This window comes from Bartonella sp. B1099 (genome assembly GCF_944801835.1).
Taxonomy (GTDB): Bacteria; Pseudomonadota; Alphaproteobacteria; order Rhizobiales; family Rhizobiaceae; genus Bartonella.
In genome coordinates this window covers 289,608-309,690 of record NZ_CALYLN010000002.1, presented here as the reverse complement: position 1 = coordinate 309,690, position 20,083 = coordinate 289,608, and the positions used below count along the sequence as shown (strand labels likewise).

Sequence of the window (20,083 nt, the reverse complement as noted above, 5' to 3'; positions counted from 1 at the left end):
ACGTTACAGGAGGATATTTGCACTTCTTGTAAAAAAATCCAATAACTTCGTATGAAAATGAAAAGCCTTGTCCATCCTTATGTGACAAGGTTTTTTTATGCCGCATCACTTTGACGTTGCTGTTTTGCTTGTTCTATAACATTCAAAAGATCCGATTGTAACCAACGGGATAAAAAACCAAATTTTAAAGGTTTTGGTAAAGAGCCATTGGTCACATGACGGCGGAAAGTTGAGACACTCATATGAAGCAGTTTTGCACTTTCACGGTCTGTTAAAAGAATATCATTTTCTATCATAGTAAAATCCTTTCAAATATTATAAAAAATGAGAACAAATCATAAGCATTTATTAACCATATTTTTGCATCATATGAAAGGTATTTAATCTATAGAAAACAGTATTTTATCATATATTTTCTGATGTGATAATTTATGAATCTTATTGATAAAGAATGAGAAAACAAAGAGATAAAGTTATCCACAGATTATGGGGTATTACACCCCATATCTTAAGATTGACCGGTGACATAAGCCGCCCATTTATCCATATAGACACGACGCTGTTCTAAATAGTCTGTACGACGATAGGCACGCTCTACTTTACCCCCAACTGTATGACTTAGAATGGTTTCAGCGACCTCATAGGGGGCATCGGTTGTTTCAGCAAGCCAATCGCGTAAACTAGAGCGAAAACCATGGGGGCAGGCATCAAGTTTATTGTCTCTCATATATTGAGCCATACGATTTGCAGCAAGGGGAGCACGACCGGAAAAAGACAGAATGAACTTACTTTTGGATATACAACGGGCTTGTTCAATCACTTTTAGTGCTTCTGAAGATAAGGGCACGCGAAATTCTGTTGTAGCATCACGTTTTCCTTTCATGTTTTCAGCAGGGATAGTCCAGACATCATCTTCAATTTGATCTTCACGAATATGACGCAAGGAATTGGTACGAACGCCTGTAAGTATAAGCAAACGCAAAGCCAGTTGTGTTATAGCTGCTTTTTGACAAAGTGTTTTATAAAAAGCCGGCACATCTCTCCAATGCATAGCTGGAAAATTTTGCGTTTTATGACGTTGTTTTCCTAAGAGCGCACGTGCTTTTTCTGTTGCTTGTAAATCAACATCCAAACCTAATGCAGCCGCATGTTTGAGACAAAGTTTGAGACGTATTAATGCTGTCCGAGCAGCTCCAGTTTTTGTATGCCAAATGGGAGCGAGGGTATTGCGTATCTCTGTTTGTGTAATCTCAGAAACCGGCAGACAGCCTAATTTAGGCAGAATATGAAGGCGTAATGGTAAAAACCAATGTCCATTTTTCCCATCCCCTTTTAATTCAGCTTTACGACTTTCAAAAGCGTCTAAAGCAATATCTTTTAAATAATGAAGATTGTTTATTGCCTCACGCTTTTGTTTATCGCGTTCTTTAATGGGGTCACGACCTTCATGCAAAACAGAACGCCATTGGTTTACAATTTCACGGGCTTGTTTTAAAGAAACATCTCGCAACGCTCCCAAGCCCATTTCGCGACGGCGCCCGTGAAGGGTATAACGATAAATCCATTGAGCACCACCATTTTTACGTTTGTGGAGTAACAAGCCGGCACCATCGTTATATTTGCCAGCCCCCAATGTTGCAACAGACCTTGCATTAAGACGATTCATAAGGACCATTTTTACTCCTTTCTTATACAAATTTGATCCACACACTCATCCCGCTTGTTATGTGCAAATGAGTGGTTTTGATTGATTCAAGATAAACAGATTTGAAATGAGAGAATCTTACGGTATTCGGGACTCTCATTCAATATGCAAAACAGTGAATTATCATTATAAATCAAAGCATTGTCTGCAGGTAATAGAAGATTGTCGTATTGCTCATTCGTGAGTTTGTTTTACATGAAGATTGTGATACCATTAAAGAATGTGATAAACAAAAGCGTGAGATAGTGCGTAATCTTCATTATTTAAAGGACTCGCTTTAGGTACTTTTGAAAGTTGTAAAGCTTAATTAAAAGTTGATGGCGAGGGTGAGGATTAGTTTTTACCTTTTTAAAATTTCATATTTTTCCAAAATTAAGTTTTCTGCCTGTTTTAGAGATTACCCAACAGAGGATACGCAGTACCCCTTTTTCCATCTGGCATATAAAAGCTGCAATAAAAAAAACACTAAATCGCTTGAATATTTGTCTTAAACATGCGATTGCTTGGGATTTGGATATTGATTTACAGGCAATAGAAAAAGTACAGGCTCTCTTAGGAAAACAACTCTATAAAACAAAAAATTTACCAGCAATGGATTGAAAAGAAAAGCCTGCTTTTTATAAAAAGACTTTGCAAAACAACACATAACACATTTGATTTTGCGTATATTTATTCTTACATATCCATTGCGTTATAGTTGTGATAATTAGATTGAAGATGATTTATGGATAATCCCTGCTGAAGGTGTAAAAGGTTAATGAGATGCTAAAGAAGAATTTCGTATATCTTTATCATTAGAAGCATGAAAATAATTAAAAAGCCTGTTACATCTCTAAAAGTAATTTAATTTTTTCATCTCATTGTCCTATTTCACTTGCTGCTATATCAAAGTATATAAAAAAATAAATTATCATTATAAATTAAAATCTTATGGAAATTGTATCATGATATTTAATCTGATAATTTCTTTTACGTTTTTTATCGATAGTCTTTGTATTTTTAAATTTGCTTTGTTTGTTGAAAGAAATAAAATTAAAAGGGCTTAGATTATTTTTTACAGCGTGTCTGTTGTAGAGGAAATCATCATTAAGAGGAATTTTTTATACTTTTACGATAACCTCTAAAATGATAAGCTTTCATCCCATGTAGGGTTTATTTTTTTAAGAAAGATTTCAAGGACAATTTTTGCTATTAAATCAAAAAGTGGAAAAATATTTGGTATTCTTTGTGTCCTTGAAAAATAGTTTGATTGGAATCTTGAAGATATTGGATAATTGAAAAAGCCATCAACATAATTCCCACGACTTAAGAAAGAAGTATGTCTATCAAAGGATTTTCTAAGACTATAGATAATGGTGCAATAATAAAATAATTCTTTTAGAAAAGATTTGTAGAGTTAAATATTTGTTGCTCCTAGATGGATTTTAATAGGCACAGTACCAGTTTGACTCGCAACACGCAAATGAATGCGTACAGGAGGCATCATGAGACGACGATTGCGCATTGTTTGGCAAATGAGAAGATTAACAAGGGATTGTGTATCTAATGCAGTTGAATTATATTTTAAACCAGTAAGTTTTTCTGCAGCATCATGAAGAGAACGCAATGAAAGAAGAGATGATTGCTTCAATAATTTTTCTTTTTCATGAAATGAAGCAAAAGCATTATCTGTCATAATACTATCCTTAACGCAGAATTCAAAAACTTTTAGTAGGCTACAGTATAGCAGTTAAAATTTGCTTTCTTTAATGTAGAACAAGCATCAAATGCTGCTTTTTTTGATTGAAATCCTGTAAATCGGGCTCGGTAATAACGCTGCCCATTTTTTTCAAACAGTTGCATATGTGAAGAGGCGTTCTTTAAAGTAGAAAAAGCTGTATCTTTTGCTTTTAAAAGCAGAGTGTTTGCTTGTTCTTTACTAGGAAGAGAACCAATTTGGATAGCCCATCCGGCATTTGTGGACAAAGAAGCGCTTACAACTTTATGAGTCTCAACCGGTATAGCTTTTTGAGGGTTAGGTATTGGTACAATGACCCTATTTACAGCCGTTATCGCAACATTGGAGTTTTTAGGTTGTTCTGCAAAGGCTGTCAACATAGTTGGAATTTCATCATCAAAATTACTTGAATCAGCTTTAATGGTCGGTATAGGAGTCTTTGCGCCAGTGGGTAAGTGATAGTGTACAGAAGCCATTAAACGTTCCCCACTTTTCATTTGACTTGCTTTGGGCAAATATTGATTCAATAAGCTAGCCATGTGCTCGTCACGTGCAGTAGATGATTTACCCCCCATAACAACAGCAACGATAGAGCGCCCCTCAAGACGCATCGAAGTTGCTAAATTAGAACCTGACATTTGTGTGTATCCTGTTTTAATTCCATCGACACCTTTCATTATTTTCACGAGTTTATTGTGGCTGTTAATCGTATGTCCACGGAAATTAAAACTTTTTGTTTTGAATAATTTATATTGTTTTGGAAAATGCTTACGGAGAGCTAATGATAAAGTGGCAATATCTCGTGCCGTAGAATAATTATGCACATCCGGAAGTCCTGAAGCATTGGCAAAATGTGTATGTTTCATGCCAAGTTTACGCGCTTTTGCTGTCATCATTCGAGCGAATTTTTTTTCACTCCCTCCAAGATATTCTGCGATGGCTGTAGCAACATCATTTGCAGATCTTGTAATGAGTGCTTTAGCAGCGGCTTCTGCAGAAATTGTTTGGCCTGCTTTAAATCCAATTTTTGTTGGTGGGCGCATTGCTGCATAATGCGAAACAGGAATTGGAGTATTGGGTGTCACACGACCCATCTGCATAGATTCAAACAGGAGGTACAATGTCATCATTTTTGTTAAAGAAGCAGGATAACGTTTCAGTGTGGCGTTAGCTTGAAAGAGAGTTTTTCCGGTCGTTGCATCTATAACAATAGCCGCATACTTATCAGGATAGGCTCCTTGGGGTGTCGCTGATGCCCAACAGCAAGAAAAAGCTAACATAACGAAAGAAATTGCTATCTTTTTATAGCAGCGCATAATTTTTTTATCATTAATATACACTTGCAGTATCCTATTTCTCCATTTACTCTGAAAAAATTCTATAAAGCTTCCTTTTTTGTAATATGCTGATGCAGTTTAGACGAATGGTATTACTAATTTGTTTACAGAAGTTATTTTATGAGTGACTTCAATCTAACCATAGGAGGAAAGTCTTTTCTTATGCGAAAGATCTATTGCAATAGTTTTGAAAGAATTTAAAATTAATAAGAAATTTGCTCTATGGAAAATGATAATGGGACAAACACTCATAATAAACTCTACACCTCATATTATGTATAATGAAAAATTCCATATTATGCATAATGAAAAAGGCAAGAATTGGGATGAAGGTAGGCATAGTGCGGTTATAATACCTAAGGCTAGGGTGAAACCGCAAAAACCTAAATTATATCGCGTTCTTTTACTGAATGATGATTACACACCTATGGATTTTGTTGTTTTCGTTTTGAAGAACTTTTTTAAAAAAAGTTTCGAAGAGGCAACGCGGATTATGTTAAATGTTCATCACAATGGGATAGGCGAATGCGGAACTTATACTTATGAAGTTGCTGAAATGAAAATTGTACAAGTGAGAGAGTGTGCACGTCAAAATGAACATCCGTTACAATGTGTAATGGAATGGAAGTGAGGAATTATGCCATCTTTTACACCTAGTCTTGAAGAGGTTTTGCATCGTGCATTAACAATTGCTACCCAAGCGCGACATGAATATGCAACATTAGAGCATCTTCTCCTTGCGCTGTTAGATGATGCCGATGCAAATTCCGTTATTCAGGCATGCCAAGTAGATGTGGAGGAATTGCGCGAACGCTTAACCAACTATCTTCGCTCAGAGTTAGATGAACAGATTAGAGCTGGTGAGGATACAAAGCCTACAGCTTTTTTCCAGCGTGTTATCCAACGTGCGGTGATACATGCTCAATCTGCTGGAAAAGATGAAGTATCAGGGGCAAATGTTCTTGTTGCAATTTTTTCTGAACGTGAAAGCCATGCAGCCTATTTTCTTCAAGAGATGGGAATGACACGCTATGATGCTGTCCGTTTTATTTCACATGGTATTACGCGTGATGATGGATTATCCATGTTACTTGAAGGACTTGAAGAGCAATTAGATCAGCAGATTTCAGAAAATGGTGAAAGGGTAACGAATGCTTTAACGGGTTATTGTATTGATCTTAATTGTAAAGCGCGGAATGGGAAAATTGATTTATTAATTGGCCGCGAAAAAGAAATTTCACGCATGATTCAAATTTTATGTCGAAGATCAAAAAATAATCCGCTTTTGGTTGGTGATCCTGGAGTAGGAAAAACCGCTATCATTGAGGGATTAGCAAAGCGTATTGTTGATGGGCAAGTACCTGAAGTTTTATCAAATGCAACGATATTTTCTCTTGATATGGGGGGACTTGTTGCTGGTACACGTTATCGCGGTGATTTTGAAGAACGATTAAAGCAAGTTATTAAAGAGTTTGAGCTATATCCAGATGCTATTTTATTTATTGATGAAATTCATACCTTAATTGGAGCAGGGGCAACATTAGGGGGAAATATGGATGCAGCAAATCTTTTAAAACCTGCATTATCTTCTGGAACTATGCGATGTATTGGGTCGACAACTTACAGAGAATATCGAAAATTCTTTGAACAGGATCGTGCTTTAGAGCGCCGTTTCCAGAAGATTGATATTAATGAACCTTCTGTTCCTGATGCGATTAAGATTTTGCAGGGGATGAAGCCCTACTTTGAAGATTTTCATCAGATCAAATATACAGATCAGGCGATGAAGGCATCCGTAGAATTATCTTCACGCTATATGGTTGATCGTAGATTGCCTGACAAAGCAATTGATATTATTGATGAAAGTGGTGCAGCACAAAAGCTATTGCCACGAAAACAGCGCAAAAAGACTATCGGTGTTAAAGAAATTGAAGCGACCGTTGCGACAATTGCAAGGATTCCACCCAAAACAGTTTCGCGGAATGATCAGAAGATATTGAGTAAGCTTGAGAGAGAACTCAAGCATGTTGTTTACGGGCAAGATCGGGCAATTTCCGCTTTAGTGTCATCCATAAAATTGGCGCGAGCAGGTTTACGCGAACCAGATAAACCAATAGGAAGTTATTTATTTTCCGGACCAACAGGTGTTGGAAAAACTGAAGTTGCAAAACAGCTTGCATCATCTTTAGGTATTGGGCTCTTACGTTTTGATATGTCAGAATATATGGAACGCCATACGGTAGCGCGCTTAATCGGTGCTCCTCCAGGCTACATAGGGTTTGATCAAGGAGGTCTCCTTACAGATGCCGTTGATCAGAAGCCTCACGCAGTCTTATTGCTCGATGAGATTGAGAAAGCTCATCCGGAGTTATTTAATATTTTATTGCAGGTCATGGATTATGGTCGATTAACAGACCATAACGGCAAGAAAATTGATTTCCGCAATATTATTTTGATTATGACAACCAATGCTGGTGCTTCAGATATGGCAAAATCAGCGATTGGATTTGGGAAAGTCCATCGTGATGGTGAGGATATAGAGGCAATCAATCGGTTATTTACACCAGAATTTCGTAATCGATTAGATGCAATTATTCCTTTTGCACCTTTATCTCACTTAAGCATCAATCAGATCGTGCAAAAATTTATTTTTCAGCTTGAAGCACAATTAGCTGATCGGGGAATCTGTTTTGAATTAAGCCCTTCTGCAACTTTATGGCTTTCCAATAAAGGATATGATTCTCAGATGGGAGCACGCCCCTTAGGACGTGTTATACAAGAATATATTAAAAAGCCATTAGCAGATGAAATTTTATTTGGAAAGTTACGCAATGGTGGAATTGTCCACGTATTGACACAAAAGTCAAATGGCGAAAAAGAAAGATTACAGTTAGAAATTTCCTCTTCTAATCTATCTGTTGGCTCAAAGAAAAGTAAAACGAAAAATTTTAATAAAAAAACTGTAGGAAAGAAAAGTGCAACATCTTAAGAACATGCTACAAAAGGGCCTATCATAGGGCAGCACGAATTTTTTTGGCATTCTCTTCAAGTATTTCTGTAGGTGTTATCACTCCATTATGAGGGGTAAGTTCTATTCCTTCCATACGGGGTATAATATGAAAATGGAGATGATAAACGGTTTGTTGACTAGCCGCTTCATTAAATTGCATGATCGTTATGCCATCGGCTTGAAAGGCTTTTTTGACGGCATTGGCGATTTTTTGAACCGCTTTAATAACAGGAAATAATGTTTCAGTATCAGCATCAAGTAAGTTTCTAGAGCCTTTTTTAGGAATGACCAGCGTATGACCTGGCGCTTGTGGCATGATATCCATGAATCCAATAACATCATCATCTTCGTAAACGCGAACAGAAGGGATTTCATTACGAATTAATTTAGCGAAAATATTGTTATTGTCATAAGCTTGTTTCATACGAATATTTCCTTTTATTGTAAGGGTGGAATTTTAATGTCAAAACGGAAAAGTGCAAGGTTTATCAGAGTATAAGACAAAAAAATATTTTGACTTCAGTTATCTTTACCGAACGCACTGTTTTTGAATGAAAATTTAGATTTCTATGATGGCTTCAACTTCTACAGGAACATCCATAGGGAGAGAGGCAACACCAATAGCAGAACGAGCGTGTTTCCCAATTTCACCAAGAATATTGACAAATAAATCAGAAGCTCCATTGGCAACAAAAGGAATATCGGTAAAATAGGAATCAACAGCCACAAAAACAGTAATTTTTACCACGCGTTTTATTCTATTGAGGTCACCCAGAGTTGCCTTGAGTTGAGCGAGAATATTAAGAGCACAAGCTTCAGATGCTTGTTTAGCTTGTTCAGTACTCACAGTGCTCCCAACTTTACCGATGGCTATAGGTTTTCCATTCATAAGAGGGAGTTGTCCAGAAATAAAGAGTTGATTGCCACTTTGTGAAGTTGTGGTGTAATTAGCAAGGGGTTGTGTTGCTGCAGGAAGAGTGATTCCGAACTTTTCTAAGTTTTTTTCAATTACATTGGTCATAATTTAAACTCCATAGCTATTCTATAAACATATCATTGCATAACCTATTTTTTTATTGAAGGAAATGTGTGGTTAATTGAGAAATTAGCCTTTTTTGCCTTATTGTATGATGTTATGGAACGGGAATAAAGTTTGGAAGTTGGGAATGATTAGAGCATTATTTACAATAATCTTATATATTGTTTTTTTCTGTACGGCGAAAGCTGAAGAGCCTATTTTTATTGTGCCTCATCGAGCAATTTATGATTTTCAGCTCGATAATGTTTCTCATGAAATGACAATTTCTGGGATGTCAGGGCGAATGGTTTACGAGCTTACTGGTTCGGCATGCCAAGGCTATAGCACACGTTTTCGTTTCATTAGCCGTCTTCATATTGAAGATATGCCGGTCCGTTTAACAGATCAACAGACGACGAGTTATGAAACAGGAGATAGCCGTACGTTTCGTTTTAATGTTACCGATCAAGAAGGGGAAGAGGTTGCGCATCGTGCTGAAGGGGTCGCTGAGCGGACAGGAGATGGTATTACAGTTACCTTAAAGAAGCCAAAGGAAAAAGAGTATAAGCTTGCAATGGCTGAATTCCCAATAATGCAATTAAAGAATATTATTCGCCATGCAAAAGCGGGGGATCATTTTTATAATGTTACTGTGTTTGATGGGACAAATAAAGCGGATAAAGTTATAAAAGAAAGTATCGTCATCGGGGAAAAGAAAGCGCTTTTATCTGATAGCGAGACGGAAAAAATGAAAAAATTGGATGAAGAAGAATATTGGCCTATTACAATCTCTTATTTTGATGATGGTGAAAATAAAGATGGTTTGCCAGTTTATCAGAGCAGTTTTCTCTTACATGAGAATGGCGTCATGCGTGATCTTCATATAGATTATGGAACTTTTTCAGTGCGTGCAAAATTGAACAGTCTTGAATTCCTTGAACTTGGAAAAGATCTTGATCAATGTGAAAATGTAAATATTAAATGATTGAAGAAAATAACTTGAAAAAGAATCAAATATTAGTATGTTTGCGCTATTCCACACGCGGAGTTTGGGTGTTTGTAGATAACCTGTGAGGAAAGTCTAGCAAGCATCCGCCGGTAGTAGGTTTTCCTGCTTTTTCCGCGGAGGTTGAACCGGAAAGGATAAGATTTATGGCACTACCCGATTTTACTATGCACCAGCTTTTAGAAGCAGGTGTGCATTTTGGTCACCAGACTCATCGCTGGAATCCCAAAATGACTCCCTATATTTATGGTCAGCGTAATAATATTCATATTATTGATCTTGCTCAGACCGTTCCACTTTTACATCAAGCGCTTAAACTTGTTTCAGACACTGTTGCGCGTGGAGGCCGTATTCTCTTTGTTGGCACAAAACGGCAGGCATCTGAAATTATCGCTGATGCAGCAAATCGTTCTGCCCAATATTATGTTAATGCGCGTTGGCTTGGCGGTATGCTGACGAATTGGAAAACGATTTCCAATTCGATACATCGTTTGCGAAAGCTTGATAAAATTCTTGCTGCTGAAGCACAAGGCTTTACTAAAAAGGAACGTTTAAATCTTGAGCGTGATCGTGAAAAGCTTAATCGTGCGCTTGGTGGTATTAAAGATATGGGTTCTGTCCCAGATCTTATCTTTGTTATCGATACAAATAAAGAAAATATTGCACTCCAAGAAGCAAAACGTTTAAACATTCCAGTGATTGCTATTATTGATACCAATTGTGATCCTGATGATGTAACACATCCAATACCAGGGAATGACGATGCTTCACGTGCGATTTCTCTTTATTGCGATCTTTTTGCGCGTGCTGCTCTTGATGGTATTGCACGCCAACAAGGTGCAATGGGTATCGATTTAGGAGCTCAAATTGATGCACCTGTGGATCCTATTTTGGAAGAAAATGCGGTTTCGGCAGTTTCTGAGTAATATAAAATGCCTAATTAAGGTACTTTTATTATCTAAAGAAAAAGTTATAGGCGTGCAGAGGAAGTTTGCACGCTTTCACTGTTACAGAATGAAGAGGCAAATATGAGCGTTACTGCTGCACAAGTAAAAGAACTTCGAGAATTATCTGGCGCCGGAATGATGGACTGTAAAGCAGCGTTGGCAGAAACCAATGGTGATATGGAAGCTGCTGTTGATTGGCTTCGTAAAAAAGGAATAGCGAAAGCAGATAAAAAGGCTGGTCGTACGGCAGCTGAGGGATTAATTGGAGTCGTATCAAGAGATTCACATGCAGTTTTGGTTGAGATTAATTCTGAAACAGATTTTGTTGCACGCAATGATGGATTCCAAGACATTGTGCGTAAAGTAGCAACTGCCGCTTTGGATACGCCAGGTGATGTTGAATCTGTTTCTGTTTCTCTTTATCCAGGCTCTGAAAAGACTGTAGAGCTTGCAATTAAAGATGCAATTGGTACAATTGGCGAAAATATGACGTTTCGTCGTTCTGTTAAATTGTCTGTTGAGAATGGTGTTGTTGCGACTTATATACACAATAGTGTGGCTGATGGGCTTGGAAAACTTGGTGTTTTGGTTGCAATTGAAACAACGGGAAATAAAGAAGCAGCTCTTGCTTTTGGTCGGCAGGTTGCAATGCATATTGCGGCAACCAATCCATTAGCACTTACAGCACAAGACGTTGATGCTGGTGCCATTGAGCGTGAAAAAGCAATTTTTTCAGATCAAGCACGTCAGTCTGGAAAACCTGAAAATATCATTGAAAAAATGGTAGAAGGACGTATGCGTAAGTTTTTTGAAGAGGTTGTTTTGCTGTCTCAAGCTTTTGTTATGAATCCTGATATGACTGTTGAGGCTGCTTTAAAGGACGCTGAGAAATCAATAGGTTCTCCAGCAAAAATCACAGGCTTTGTTCGTTTTGCACTTGGTGAAGGTGTAGAAAAAGAGGAGTCTGATTTTGCTGCAGAAGTTGCGGCAGCCGCAAAAGGCTAGTTATTGCAAATTCTTGATCAGAGATTTAAAATCCTCATTGGTTTTAGAGCCTCTAATGGAAACGATGTGATTGTTAAGAGGGCGTCACGTGAAAAAAGTGGTGCCCTTCGTGGTGTCAAAAGCAAAAAGACAATGTGCTTTTGGGGAGATTATGAATGGCATTAGCACTTCCATATAAACGTATTCTTTTAAAGGCTTCTGGTGAAGCTCTTATGGGGGGACAGAGTTTTGGTATTGATGTTTCTGTTGTCGATCGTATTGCTGCTGATATTGCAGAAGTGCGCGCAATGGGGATAGAAGTGGCGGTTGTTATCGGTGGGGGAAATATTTTTCGCGGTGTTGCTGTTGCTTCGCATGGTGGGGATCGCGTGACAGGTGATCATATGGGAATGCTTGCAACGGCTATTAATTCTTTAGCATTGCGAACATCATTGACAAAATTAGGCGTTGAAACTGTTGTACTCTCTGCGATTGCTATGCCACAAATTTGTGAAAGTTTTTCGCAACGTAAAGCAATAGCTTATATGAATCAGGGAAAAGTTGTTATTTTTGCGGGTGGTACCGGAAATCCATTTTTTACCACTGATTCTGCTGCCACTTTACGTGCAGCAGAAATTGGTGCGGATGTTCTTCTTAAAGGAACACAAGTCGATGGTATTTATTCAGCCGATCCCAAAATAGACCCTACGGCTAAGCGTTTTGACCAATTAACACATGTTGAAATTTTGCAATGGGGATTATCGGTTATGGATTCAACGGCGGTCACCTTAGCCCGTGAGAATAATGTACCGATTATTGTGTATTCCATTCATGAAAAAGGCGGATTAGCTAAGGTCTTGAATGGAACAGGGCGCTTTACAATGGTATCGGAATAAGAGTAAGCTTCAAAGGACAATTGAAGGAGACAGAAATATGAATGTTGCATCAATTATGGATGATCTGAAACGTCGCATGGATGGCGCTATCACGGCTTTTAAACATGAGTTGGGTGGCTTACGGACGGGGCGGGCATCGGCAAGTTTATTAGAGCCATTGACCGTTGAATCTTATGGTTCTGTTGTACACATCAATCAGGTTGCTAATATTTCTGTTCCCGAACCTCGGATGCTTTCTGTTTCTGTATGGGATAAAACGATGGTAGGAGCTGTCGAGCGTGCTATTCGCGATTCTGGGCTTGGTTTAAATCCTATAACGGATGGTACGAATTTACGTATTCCTTTACCTGAGTTGAATGAAGAGCGCCGTAAAGAACTTGTAAAAATTGCGCATCACTATGCAGAGCAAGCGCGTGTTGCGACACGTCATGTTCGTCGTGATGGTATGGACAATTTGAAAAAGTTAGAAAAAGATGGTGAAATTGGACAAGATGAAGCCCATAGTTTATCCGAAAAAGTTCAAAAACTCACAGATGAAACCATTGCTGATATCGATAAAATTTTAGCCGTGAAAGAATCTGAAATTATGCACGTTTAAGACTTTTTTTGCTAGGAAAAATATTTCACCCTCAGCGTGTAAATTATTTTTATGGATAAGAGCAGAGAGTCATGTGCGCTGTGATAGCAAGGTGTGATGGAGGGGGCTATTTTATCATCTTGATAGGGGAAAGATTGATTTAAAAGAGTTGATGCTTTTATTCTTTAATCTGTGAGTGAAGTCTTCCCTTTACTGGAGGCATTATTAAACCACATGATGAGAAACATTATGAGGGATGGTTCAAATATTCTAAGATGGGGTTGGGGTAATATAGCACAAACAATATTTCCTTACTCTTAGCGCCTATTATAAAGCATGCGCGCAGAATGATGGGGCAAGCGGATGTTATGGGCCGTAATTCGTTTTTTAATGATAAAGAGTTAATAAAGCAGCTCTTTTATACGAAAAAACCTCTAAGTTAATTTATGTAGGGCGTAGATAACCACTTTCTCATTTTATGTTTAAGAAAATCTTTGAAAATTTATTTTAAGATTAATCTAGATAAGGAAGATTTTTGATCTGTTTTCATTGATTATTCGCCGTATAAGCGCTATCTTGGTAGACTAAACCATTTATGGTAAATTATAAGAGAGATTTGCACAAGTATGAAATAAAAATACTGGGTAGGGAAGTTTTTCTTGCATCAATTTTAGAGCTTGTATTTTCTATTTTTATTGTTTGGATGTTGTTTTGTCTAATTTGGTTTATCGTGTTCTAACGGCTTTCGTGTTTGGCGTTATTGCTTTGTATCTAACATGGTTGGGAGGGACCACCTTTTTTCTGTTTGCATGGTGTATTGGCAGTTTTATTCTTTATGAGTGGATGAATATTACTCAAGAGAAGTGGTGTGTTTTACAAAAGATATTAGCAGGTATTTTTTATTTTTTCTTTGGCTTTTTTTTAGTGTTGAATGTATCAGCTTCATTGATTTTTTGTGCTTTAATCGTATTGGCTGCAGTGTTGGCTATTATATCTATAAAAAACAGTGGTTGGGTTTTTTGTGGTTTTTTATATGCATCTTTTCCTGTTGTGGCTTTATGCTTTTTACGGGATCATGAGATGTTGGGGTTCCAAGTTGTTATTTTCTTATTTACGATAGTATGGGGGACCGATATCGGTGGATATTTTATCGGACGTGCTTTGGGGGGGGCTAAATTAGCACCACAATTTTCTCCTAATAAAACATGGTCAGGAGCACTTGGTGGTACATTTATCGGCGTTTTCGGTGGTATATGGGTTGCTTTTGGATTTTTTGATATAAATTCAGCAAGTTTTTTTGTGCCACTCCTCACACTTGTTTTGTCAATTGTTTCACAATTGAGTGATTTAGGACAATCATGGCTTAAAAGACGTTTTTCTGTTAAAGATTCCAGTTCTTTTTTGCCTGGACATGGTGGTTTTATGGATCGTATGGATGGATTGGTAGGAGCAACTTGTCTTCTTTATTTAATTGGTTCATTGATGTCTGACATGAATGCACCTTTTAATCTTTTTAGCATGATTTAATGGGGAGAAGATATTTTGGGACTTTTAAATCATATGGTCACTATGGGTGATTTTCTTTTAAGAAGTTTGAATATTCTTTTCATCATTATGCTTATTATTTTTGTGCACGAACTTGGGCATTATCTCATTGGGCGCTGGTGTGGTATTAAGGCGTTAGTTTTTTCACTTGGATTTGGACCACAAATAGCCAGTTACACAGATAAGCATGGTACGAAATGGCGTTTAGCCCTTATCCCTTTAGGCGGGTATGTAAAATTTGTTGGGGAGGAGGATAAAAACGAGGGGCTATTATCACCATCATCTCCGATTATTGATGGTTCATTTGCCAGTGCACATGCTTGGAAAAAAGCAGCAACTGTTTTTGCTGGTCCCTTTTTCAATGCTCTTTTTACTATTGTTATTCTAACGTTTTTTTTCTTTATTTATGGTCGTGTCGCCATTGAACCCGTTGTTGGTTCTTTGGTAAAAGAGAGCCCTGCTATTCAGTCCGGTTTGGAATTAGGGGACCGCTTTGTTGAAATGGATGGTCTACGGGTTGAAAGTTTTGAAGATTTGATGAATTATGTAGCTTTTCATGGAAGAGAACCGATAGAGTTTAAAATAGAACGCATGGGGCGCGTGTTTACCACTGTCATCACCCCAAAAGTCATTGAGCGAGATGATGGATTTGGGAATCGAACACAAAGAGCTATGATCGGTGTAGGTGTTCCTGTTGATTTAAATAATCCTCCACGTTTAGATCCAACTTATATAAAGCATATTCGCTATGATTTTGTAACAGCTATAGGAGAAGCCTTAAACCGTACGGAGTTTATTGCCACTCAAACTGTTCTTTTTATGAGTCGTTTAATCGGAGGCAAAGAAGATCGTTGTCGGCTAAGTGGGCCTTCTAAAACCGTAAAAATTGCCTGGAAAGTGAGCGAGACAGGTTTTATCTCTTTATTGAATTTGGCGGCTTTTCTTTCAATAAGCGTTGGGCTTATTAATCTTTTTCCGATTCTACCGCTTGATGGTGGGCATCTTTTATTTCATGTCATTGAGGTCATTACTGGTAGAAAAATATCCACTAAAATTCAGGGAATTTTTTTTCGTTTAGGTTTTTCCCTTCTTCTGCTTTTTATGATTTTTGTCTTCTTTAATGATTATTTTTGTTGGTTTAGCTAATTAAATTATGGAAAACGCTTTGTAAATTGGGTAATAATAGCAAAAACAAATTGAAGGTTGTTTACCATGTCTGCAAAATATTGTGGCGTCGTACATTATAATGAGTAATTAAGGGATGAAAAGTCTCGCTGTAAAAAGGTTGTTATGGCAGTTAGCTTTTTAAGGCATCATGTCCAAGGAACAAGAGTAAGGTAAAAAAGCCAATGACTACGAATTCAAAGTTTTTAAATGCAGCATCTGTGTTGGTGTTAAAGATGGGGATGATTGCCCCAGCAACGGTTTTTATGTCAATTGCTGCGGTTGGAGAAATACAAGCATCTGTAGTCCGTTCTATTGAGGTTCGTGGGAATAAGTTTGTAAGTTCTCAGGCGATTCGAGACAATATGGGTATTAAGGCTGGACAAGGGATCTCAAGTGGTGATGTTGATCATGCTGTGAAGAATCTTTTCGAGTTAGGTTTATTTTATGATGTTAAAATAAATCAAGTAGGTGATAAATTGATTGTATTCGTAAAAGAATATGAGGTTGTCAATCAAATATTATTTCAGGGAAATAAATCTTTTAAAGACCCAGATCTTAAACGGTTTATTTCTTTAAAGCCAAATGAACCTTTTAATTCTGCTAAGCTTTCTGCTGATATAAATACAATTCGTGAGGCTTATAAAACGCTAGGTCGTAATAATATCACTGTTAACGTTCAAACGATTAACCTTGGAAAAGGGCGTGTTAATGTGGTGTTTAATGTTGTTGAAGGACAAAAAACAAAGATTAGTAATATCACTTTTAAGGGAAATACTGTCTTTGCAAGCCGCCGGTTGCGTGATGTGATTTCAACAAAGTCTTCAGGAATTTTTTCAAAGTTTTTGGGAGGCGATGTTTACAGTGAAGAGCGTCTCGCTGCTGATGAAGAAGCTTTACGGCGCTTTTATTATAATCGTGGTTATGCGGATTTTCGTGTTGTCTCTTCTAAAGCGGCTTTTGATGCCGCAAGCAATACGTATAAAATTTCTTTCGTGCTTGATGAAGGACCACGCTATAAAATTAGTGATATTCAGGTTGAAAGTGATGTTGATGGAATTGACGTTCAATCTGTGAAAGGCAAGCTTAAGACCCAGCCAGGGAATGTTTATAGTGCAGAAGATATTGAACAGTCTGTTGCTATTATTAATAATAAGGTTGCTGATTCAGGATATGCTTTTGCTAAAGTTGAACCACGTGGAAACCGTGATTTAGCAAATCATACGATTTCAATTTTATATAATATTGAACAAGGTACACGTGCATATATTCAGCGTATTGATATCCGTGGCAATGAGAAAACGCGTGATTACGTCATTCGTCGTGAGATCGATTTAAATGAAGGAGATGCTTACAATCAAACTTTATTGCAGCGGGCGAAACGTCGTCTAGAAAGTTTAGGTTTTTTCAAAGCTGTTAATATTTCAATGGTTCCAACTGAGCAATCTGACCAAGTTGTTTTGGTGATAGATGTCGTTGAAGCTTCAACAGGGGATCTCTCTCTTTCTGGAGGTTATACAACGGGCGGAACAAGTCCTGGTATGTCACTTGAAGTCTCTGTTACTGAGCGTAATCTTGGGGGACGTGGTCAGTACGTTCGTTTAGGGCTAGGAGCAGGGCAAGAAAAATCCCGTAATTATAATTTATCATTTGTTGATCCTTATTTCTTAGGATACCGTTTATCGGCTGGCGTTGATGTTTTTCGCAGCACTTATCGTGCTGATAAAGCCTATGATGTACGACAGACAGGGGGATCGCTACGGTTTTCGTTGCCTATTAATAATCAATTATCTGCGAATGTTGCTTATTCTTATGTGCAAGAAGAATATGATTTTGGTGGAGAGTATGATTTCAACAAAGAGAGTGATATAATAGAATTATATGGGAAATATTCTGGTGCGATTGTTCAAGCAGCTAAGCAAAGTCCTTGGAAACGTTCATCGATTAGTTATGGTTTAACTTATAATACGATTGATGATATGAGAAATCCCCATGATGGATGGTACGTGCATCTTCTTCAGGAATATGCAGGACTTGGTGGGAGAGCAAAGTTCTTGAAGACCACGGGTAAAGCGATGATGTACAAGACGCTTTCTGATCAGAGGGATATTGTTGGTTTACTTTCCTTTGGCGGTGGTTATATCCACGAAATAGGCAAGGAGGGTGTTCGTATTTTCGATATGTTTAAAGCGAATACGGATATGATCCGAGGATTCAAATACAATGGAATAGGTCCTCGTCAGGTTTCCAATAAGGGTGAAGTTTATTTCTTAGGGGGAACGACATATATGAATGCGACTGCTGAAGTACAGTTTCCTATTCCTGTTGTGCCTGAAGGATTCGGATTGCGCGGTGCTTTGTTTGCAGATATTGCTACGCTCTATGGCAATAATTATAAAGCCGTTTTTAAGGGTGAGCCGCCTGTTACCCATACCAAAAGTGCTTGGCGCTCATCTGCAGGTGTGAGTTTGATGTGGGATTCTCCGTTTGGTCCTTTGCGTTTTGATTATGCTTGGCCAATAACAAAGCAGGAGGGAGATCGTTTGCAGCAATTGAACTTTGGTATTTCTACGAAGTTCTAATTTGAGCGTTTTTTAAGAAGGAAAAGCTTGAAGAGAATAGCTTAAGCTGGGAGAGAAAGTGTTTTGATGGCGGATACATTTTTTTTTACGCCGTCCCGGCAATTGACAGTTGCAAATGTTGCTGAGTTGACGGGTGCAAAGCTTCTTAATCCAGAGTTTTCTCATAAAGTTATCAATACTCTTTCTTCGCTTGAGAGTGCTGTGGAAGGTTCTCTTGTTTTTGTGGAGCATCGGAAGTTTTCTGATGCTCTACGAGACAGTTCTGCTGTTGCTGTTTTTTGTACGAATGATATTGTTTTTAAAGTTCCTGACACAATGGCAATTTTGGTGACATCCACACCGCAGCGTGATTTTGCTCAGGTTGGTCGTATTTTGTTTCCTGATTCTGTCAGACCAATGCCTTGGTTAGGACAGAGAGAGATTTCACCGCATGCCCATATTCATCCAACGGCTAAGTTTGCCGATGATGTGTGTATTGAAGCGGGAGCTGTTATCGGGAGAAATGTTGAGATTGGTGCAGGAACTCTTATTTCATCCACCGCTGTTATTGGTGAAAATTGCCGTATTGGATGTGACTGCTATATTGCTCCTAAAGTAACCGTTCAGTGTTCCTTAATAGGGGATAGGGTTCAGCTTTATCCTGGTGTTTGTATTGGGCAAGATGGTTTTGGTTATGTTGGAGGGGAAGATGGAATCGAGAAAATTCCACAACTTGGTCGCGTTATTATTGAAGATGGTGTGGAAATTGGTGCGAATACCACGATTGATCGAGGAACATTTCAAGATACTGTTATTGGAGAAGGAAGCAAGATTGATAATCTTGTACAAATTGCCCACAATGTAAAAATTGGTCGTTATTGCCTTATTGCCGCTCAATGTGGAATTGCTGGGAGTACATCGATAGGGGATATGTCTCAGCTTGGCGGAGGGGTTGGAGTAGCGGATCATATCGTGATAGGAAAATGTGTTCAGATTGCTGGTCGTAGTGGCGTTATGAATGACATTCCGGATGGTGAAAAATGGGGAGGGAGTCCAGCACGACCATTTAAACAATGGTTTCGTGAAGTAGCAACGTTGCGCAGTATGGGAAAAGTTAAAAAGGAGAAAAGCTGAGATGATCAGCACAGAAGGAACTAGAGATTTAGAGGCTGTTGATATTGAAAAATTGCTCTCAATATTACCGCACCGTTATCCATTTTTATTGATCGATCGTATCGTTGATATTGATGGTGAACAAGAAGCAATTGGTATTAAAAATATAACGATTAACGAGCCACATTTTACGGGACATTTTCCAGCAAAGCCTGTTATGCCTGGGGTTTTGATTTTAGAAGCTATGGCACAAACAGCCGGAGCAATAGCACTTTTAAATTTAGGCAATAAGCAAACAAATTTGGTTTACCTTATGACGGTTGATAATGCGAAATTTCGTAAGCCGGTTATGCCTGGTGATCAGCTTAAAATTCATGTTCAGCTTTTGAAAAAGAGATCTGGTATGAGGCGTTTTTCATGTGTTGCAAAAGTAGAAGATGTCCGCGTCGCTGAGGCAGAAATTGCTGCGATGATTGTTGAAGAAGAATAAACGATATTTGATG

Annotated in this window: 19 protein-coding genes; 13 read left to right on the top strand and 6 right to left on the bottom strand. The window is 38.0% G+C overall.

Features of this window, described 5'->3' with window-relative positions; translation table 11 throughout:
- Positions 1 to 95: 95 nt before the first annotated feature.
- Positions 96 to 296 carry an AlpA family transcriptional regulator gene (locus NNJ73_RS07800; protein ID WP_015856732.1) on the bottom strand — a complete coding sequence of 67 codons (201 nt, stop codon included), beginning with the start codon at positions 294 to 296 and terminating at the stop codon, positions 96 to 98.
- 212 nt (positions 297 to 508) lie between these two features.
- The gene (locus tag NNJ73_RS07795; RefSeq protein WP_254493566.1) at positions 509 to 1,675 is read right to left on the bottom strand and encodes a site-specific integrase; all 1,167 of its coding nucleotides are present in this window, start codon (positions 1,673 to 1,675) and stop codon (positions 509 to 511) included.
- A gap of 504 nt (positions 1,676 to 2,179) precedes the next feature.
- Between NNJ73_RS07795 and NNJ73_RS10040 the strand changes: the two genes are divergently transcribed.
- Complete coding sequence (locus NNJ73_RS10040; RefSeq protein ID WP_256478078.1) at positions 2,180 to 2,305, top strand: hypothetical protein; 126 nt, start codon at positions 2,180 to 2,182, stop codon at positions 2,303 to 2,305.
- A 796-nt stretch (positions 2,306 to 3,101) separates the two neighbouring features.
- On the opposite strand, the gene NNJ73_RS07790 is transcribed toward NNJ73_RS10040, so the two are convergent.
- Both NNJ73_RS07790 and NNJ73_RS07785 read right to left on the bottom strand, forming a co-directional pair.
- Positions 3,102 to 3,380 (bottom strand): hypothetical protein, encoded by a 279-nt coding sequence (locus NNJ73_RS07790; protein WP_254493565.1) that lies wholly within the window; start codon positions 3,378 to 3,380, stop codon positions 3,102 to 3,104.
- Between the two features lie 32 nt (positions 3,381 to 3,412).
- On the bottom strand, positions 3,413 to 4,762 hold the full coding sequence (locus tag NNJ73_RS07785) for a D-alanyl-D-alanine carboxypeptidase (RefSeq protein ID WP_254493564.1): 1,350 nt from the start codon (positions 4,760 to 4,762) through the stop codon (positions 3,413 to 3,415).
- Positions 4,763 to 4,994: 232 nt separating this feature from the next.
- Here NNJ73_RS07785 and clpS point away from each other — a divergent pair, with 232 nt between their 5' ends.
- Both clpS and clpA read left to right on the top strand, forming a co-directional pair.
- Entirely contained in the window at positions 4,995 to 5,390 is a 396-nt protein-coding gene (gene clpS, locus NNJ73_RS07780; RefSeq protein ID WP_254493563.1) for an ATP-dependent Clp protease adapter ClpS, read from the top strand.
- Between the two features lie 6 nt (positions 5,391 to 5,396).
- Positions 5,397 to 7,748 carry an ATP-dependent Clp protease ATP-binding subunit ClpA gene (clpA, locus tag NNJ73_RS07775; RefSeq protein ID WP_254493562.1) on the top strand — a complete coding sequence of 784 codons (2,352 nt, stop codon included), beginning with the start codon at positions 5,397 to 5,399 and terminating at the stop codon, positions 7,746 to 7,748.
- A gap of 22 nt (positions 7,749 to 7,770) precedes the next feature.
- On the opposite strand, the gene NNJ73_RS07770 is transcribed toward clpA, so the two are convergent.
- Together NNJ73_RS07770 and NNJ73_RS07765 are read right to left on the bottom strand one after the other, a co-directional pair.
- On the bottom strand, positions 7,771 to 8,193 hold the full coding sequence (locus NNJ73_RS07770; RefSeq protein WP_254493561.1) for an HIT family protein: 423 nt from the start codon (positions 8,191 to 8,193) through the stop codon (positions 7,771 to 7,773).
- Between the two features lie 135 nt (positions 8,194 to 8,328).
- Positions 8,329 to 8,790, bottom strand: a complete 462-nt coding sequence (locus tag NNJ73_RS07765; protein ID WP_254493560.1) for a RidA family protein — start codon at positions 8,788 to 8,790, stop codon at positions 8,329 to 8,331.
- Positions 8,791 to 8,935: 145 nt separating this feature from the next.
- Here NNJ73_RS07765 and NNJ73_RS07760 point away from each other — a divergent pair, with 145 nt between their 5' ends.
- From NNJ73_RS07760 to fabZ, 10 genes are all read left to right on the top strand, one after another.
- Positions 8,936 to 9,772: a cell envelope integrity EipB family protein gene (locus tag NNJ73_RS07760; RefSeq protein WP_254493559.1), complete on the top strand. Its 837-nt coding sequence runs from the start codon at positions 8,936 to 8,938 to the stop codon at positions 9,770 to 9,772.
- Positions 9,773 to 9,939: 167 nt separating this feature from the next.
- The gene (gene rpsB, locus NNJ73_RS07755; protein WP_254493558.1) at positions 9,940 to 10,719 is read left to right on the top strand and encodes a 30S ribosomal protein S2; all 780 of its coding nucleotides are present in this window, start codon (positions 9,940 to 9,942) and stop codon (positions 10,717 to 10,719) included.
- Positions 10,720 to 10,821: 102 nt separating this feature from the next.
- Positions 10,822 to 11,745, top strand: coding sequence for a translation elongation factor Ts (gene tsf, locus NNJ73_RS07750; RefSeq protein WP_254493557.1), 924 nt, complete (start codon positions 10,822 to 10,824; stop codon positions 11,743 to 11,745).
- 155 nt (positions 11,746 to 11,900) lie between these two features.
- The gene (gene pyrH / locus NNJ73_RS07745) at positions 11,901 to 12,620 is read left to right on the top strand and encodes a UMP kinase (RefSeq protein WP_005773640.1); all 720 of its coding nucleotides are present in this window, start codon (positions 11,901 to 11,903) and stop codon (positions 12,618 to 12,620) included.
- A gap of 37 nt (positions 12,621 to 12,657) precedes the next feature.
- The gene (frr, locus tag NNJ73_RS07740) at positions 12,658 to 13,218 is read left to right on the top strand and encodes a ribosome recycling factor (protein ID WP_139413154.1); all 561 of its coding nucleotides are present in this window, start codon (positions 12,658 to 12,660) and stop codon (positions 13,216 to 13,218) included.
- A 690-nt stretch (positions 13,219 to 13,908) separates the two neighbouring features.
- The gene (locus NNJ73_RS07735; RefSeq protein WP_254493556.1) at positions 13,909 to 14,724 is read left to right on the top strand and encodes a phosphatidate cytidylyltransferase; all 816 of its coding nucleotides are present in this window, start codon (positions 13,909 to 13,911) and stop codon (positions 14,722 to 14,724) included.
- A gap of 15 nt (positions 14,725 to 14,739) precedes the next feature.
- Entirely contained in the window at positions 14,740 to 15,888 is a 1,149-nt protein-coding gene (locus NNJ73_RS07730; protein ID WP_254493555.1) for an RIP metalloprotease, read from the top strand.
- Between the two features lie 203 nt (positions 15,889 to 16,091).
- A complete protein-coding gene (gene bamA / locus NNJ73_RS07725) occupies positions 16,092 to 18,488 on the top strand; it encodes an outer membrane protein assembly factor BamA (RefSeq protein ID WP_254493554.1) in 2,397 nt (798 codons plus the stop codon).
- Positions 18,489 to 18,554: 66 nt separating this feature from the next.
- Entirely contained in the window at positions 18,555 to 19,601 is a 1,047-nt protein-coding gene (gene lpxD / locus NNJ73_RS07720; protein ID WP_254493553.1) for a UDP-3-O-(3-hydroxymyristoyl)glucosamine N-acyltransferase, read from the top strand.
- Between the two features lies 1 nt (position 19,602).
- Complete coding sequence (gene fabZ, locus NNJ73_RS07715) at positions 19,603 to 20,070, top strand: 3-hydroxyacyl-ACP dehydratase FabZ (protein ID WP_005773633.1); 468 nt, start codon at positions 19,603 to 19,605, stop codon at positions 20,068 to 20,070.
- The last annotated feature ends 13 nt before the right edge of the window (positions 20,071 to 20,083 follow it).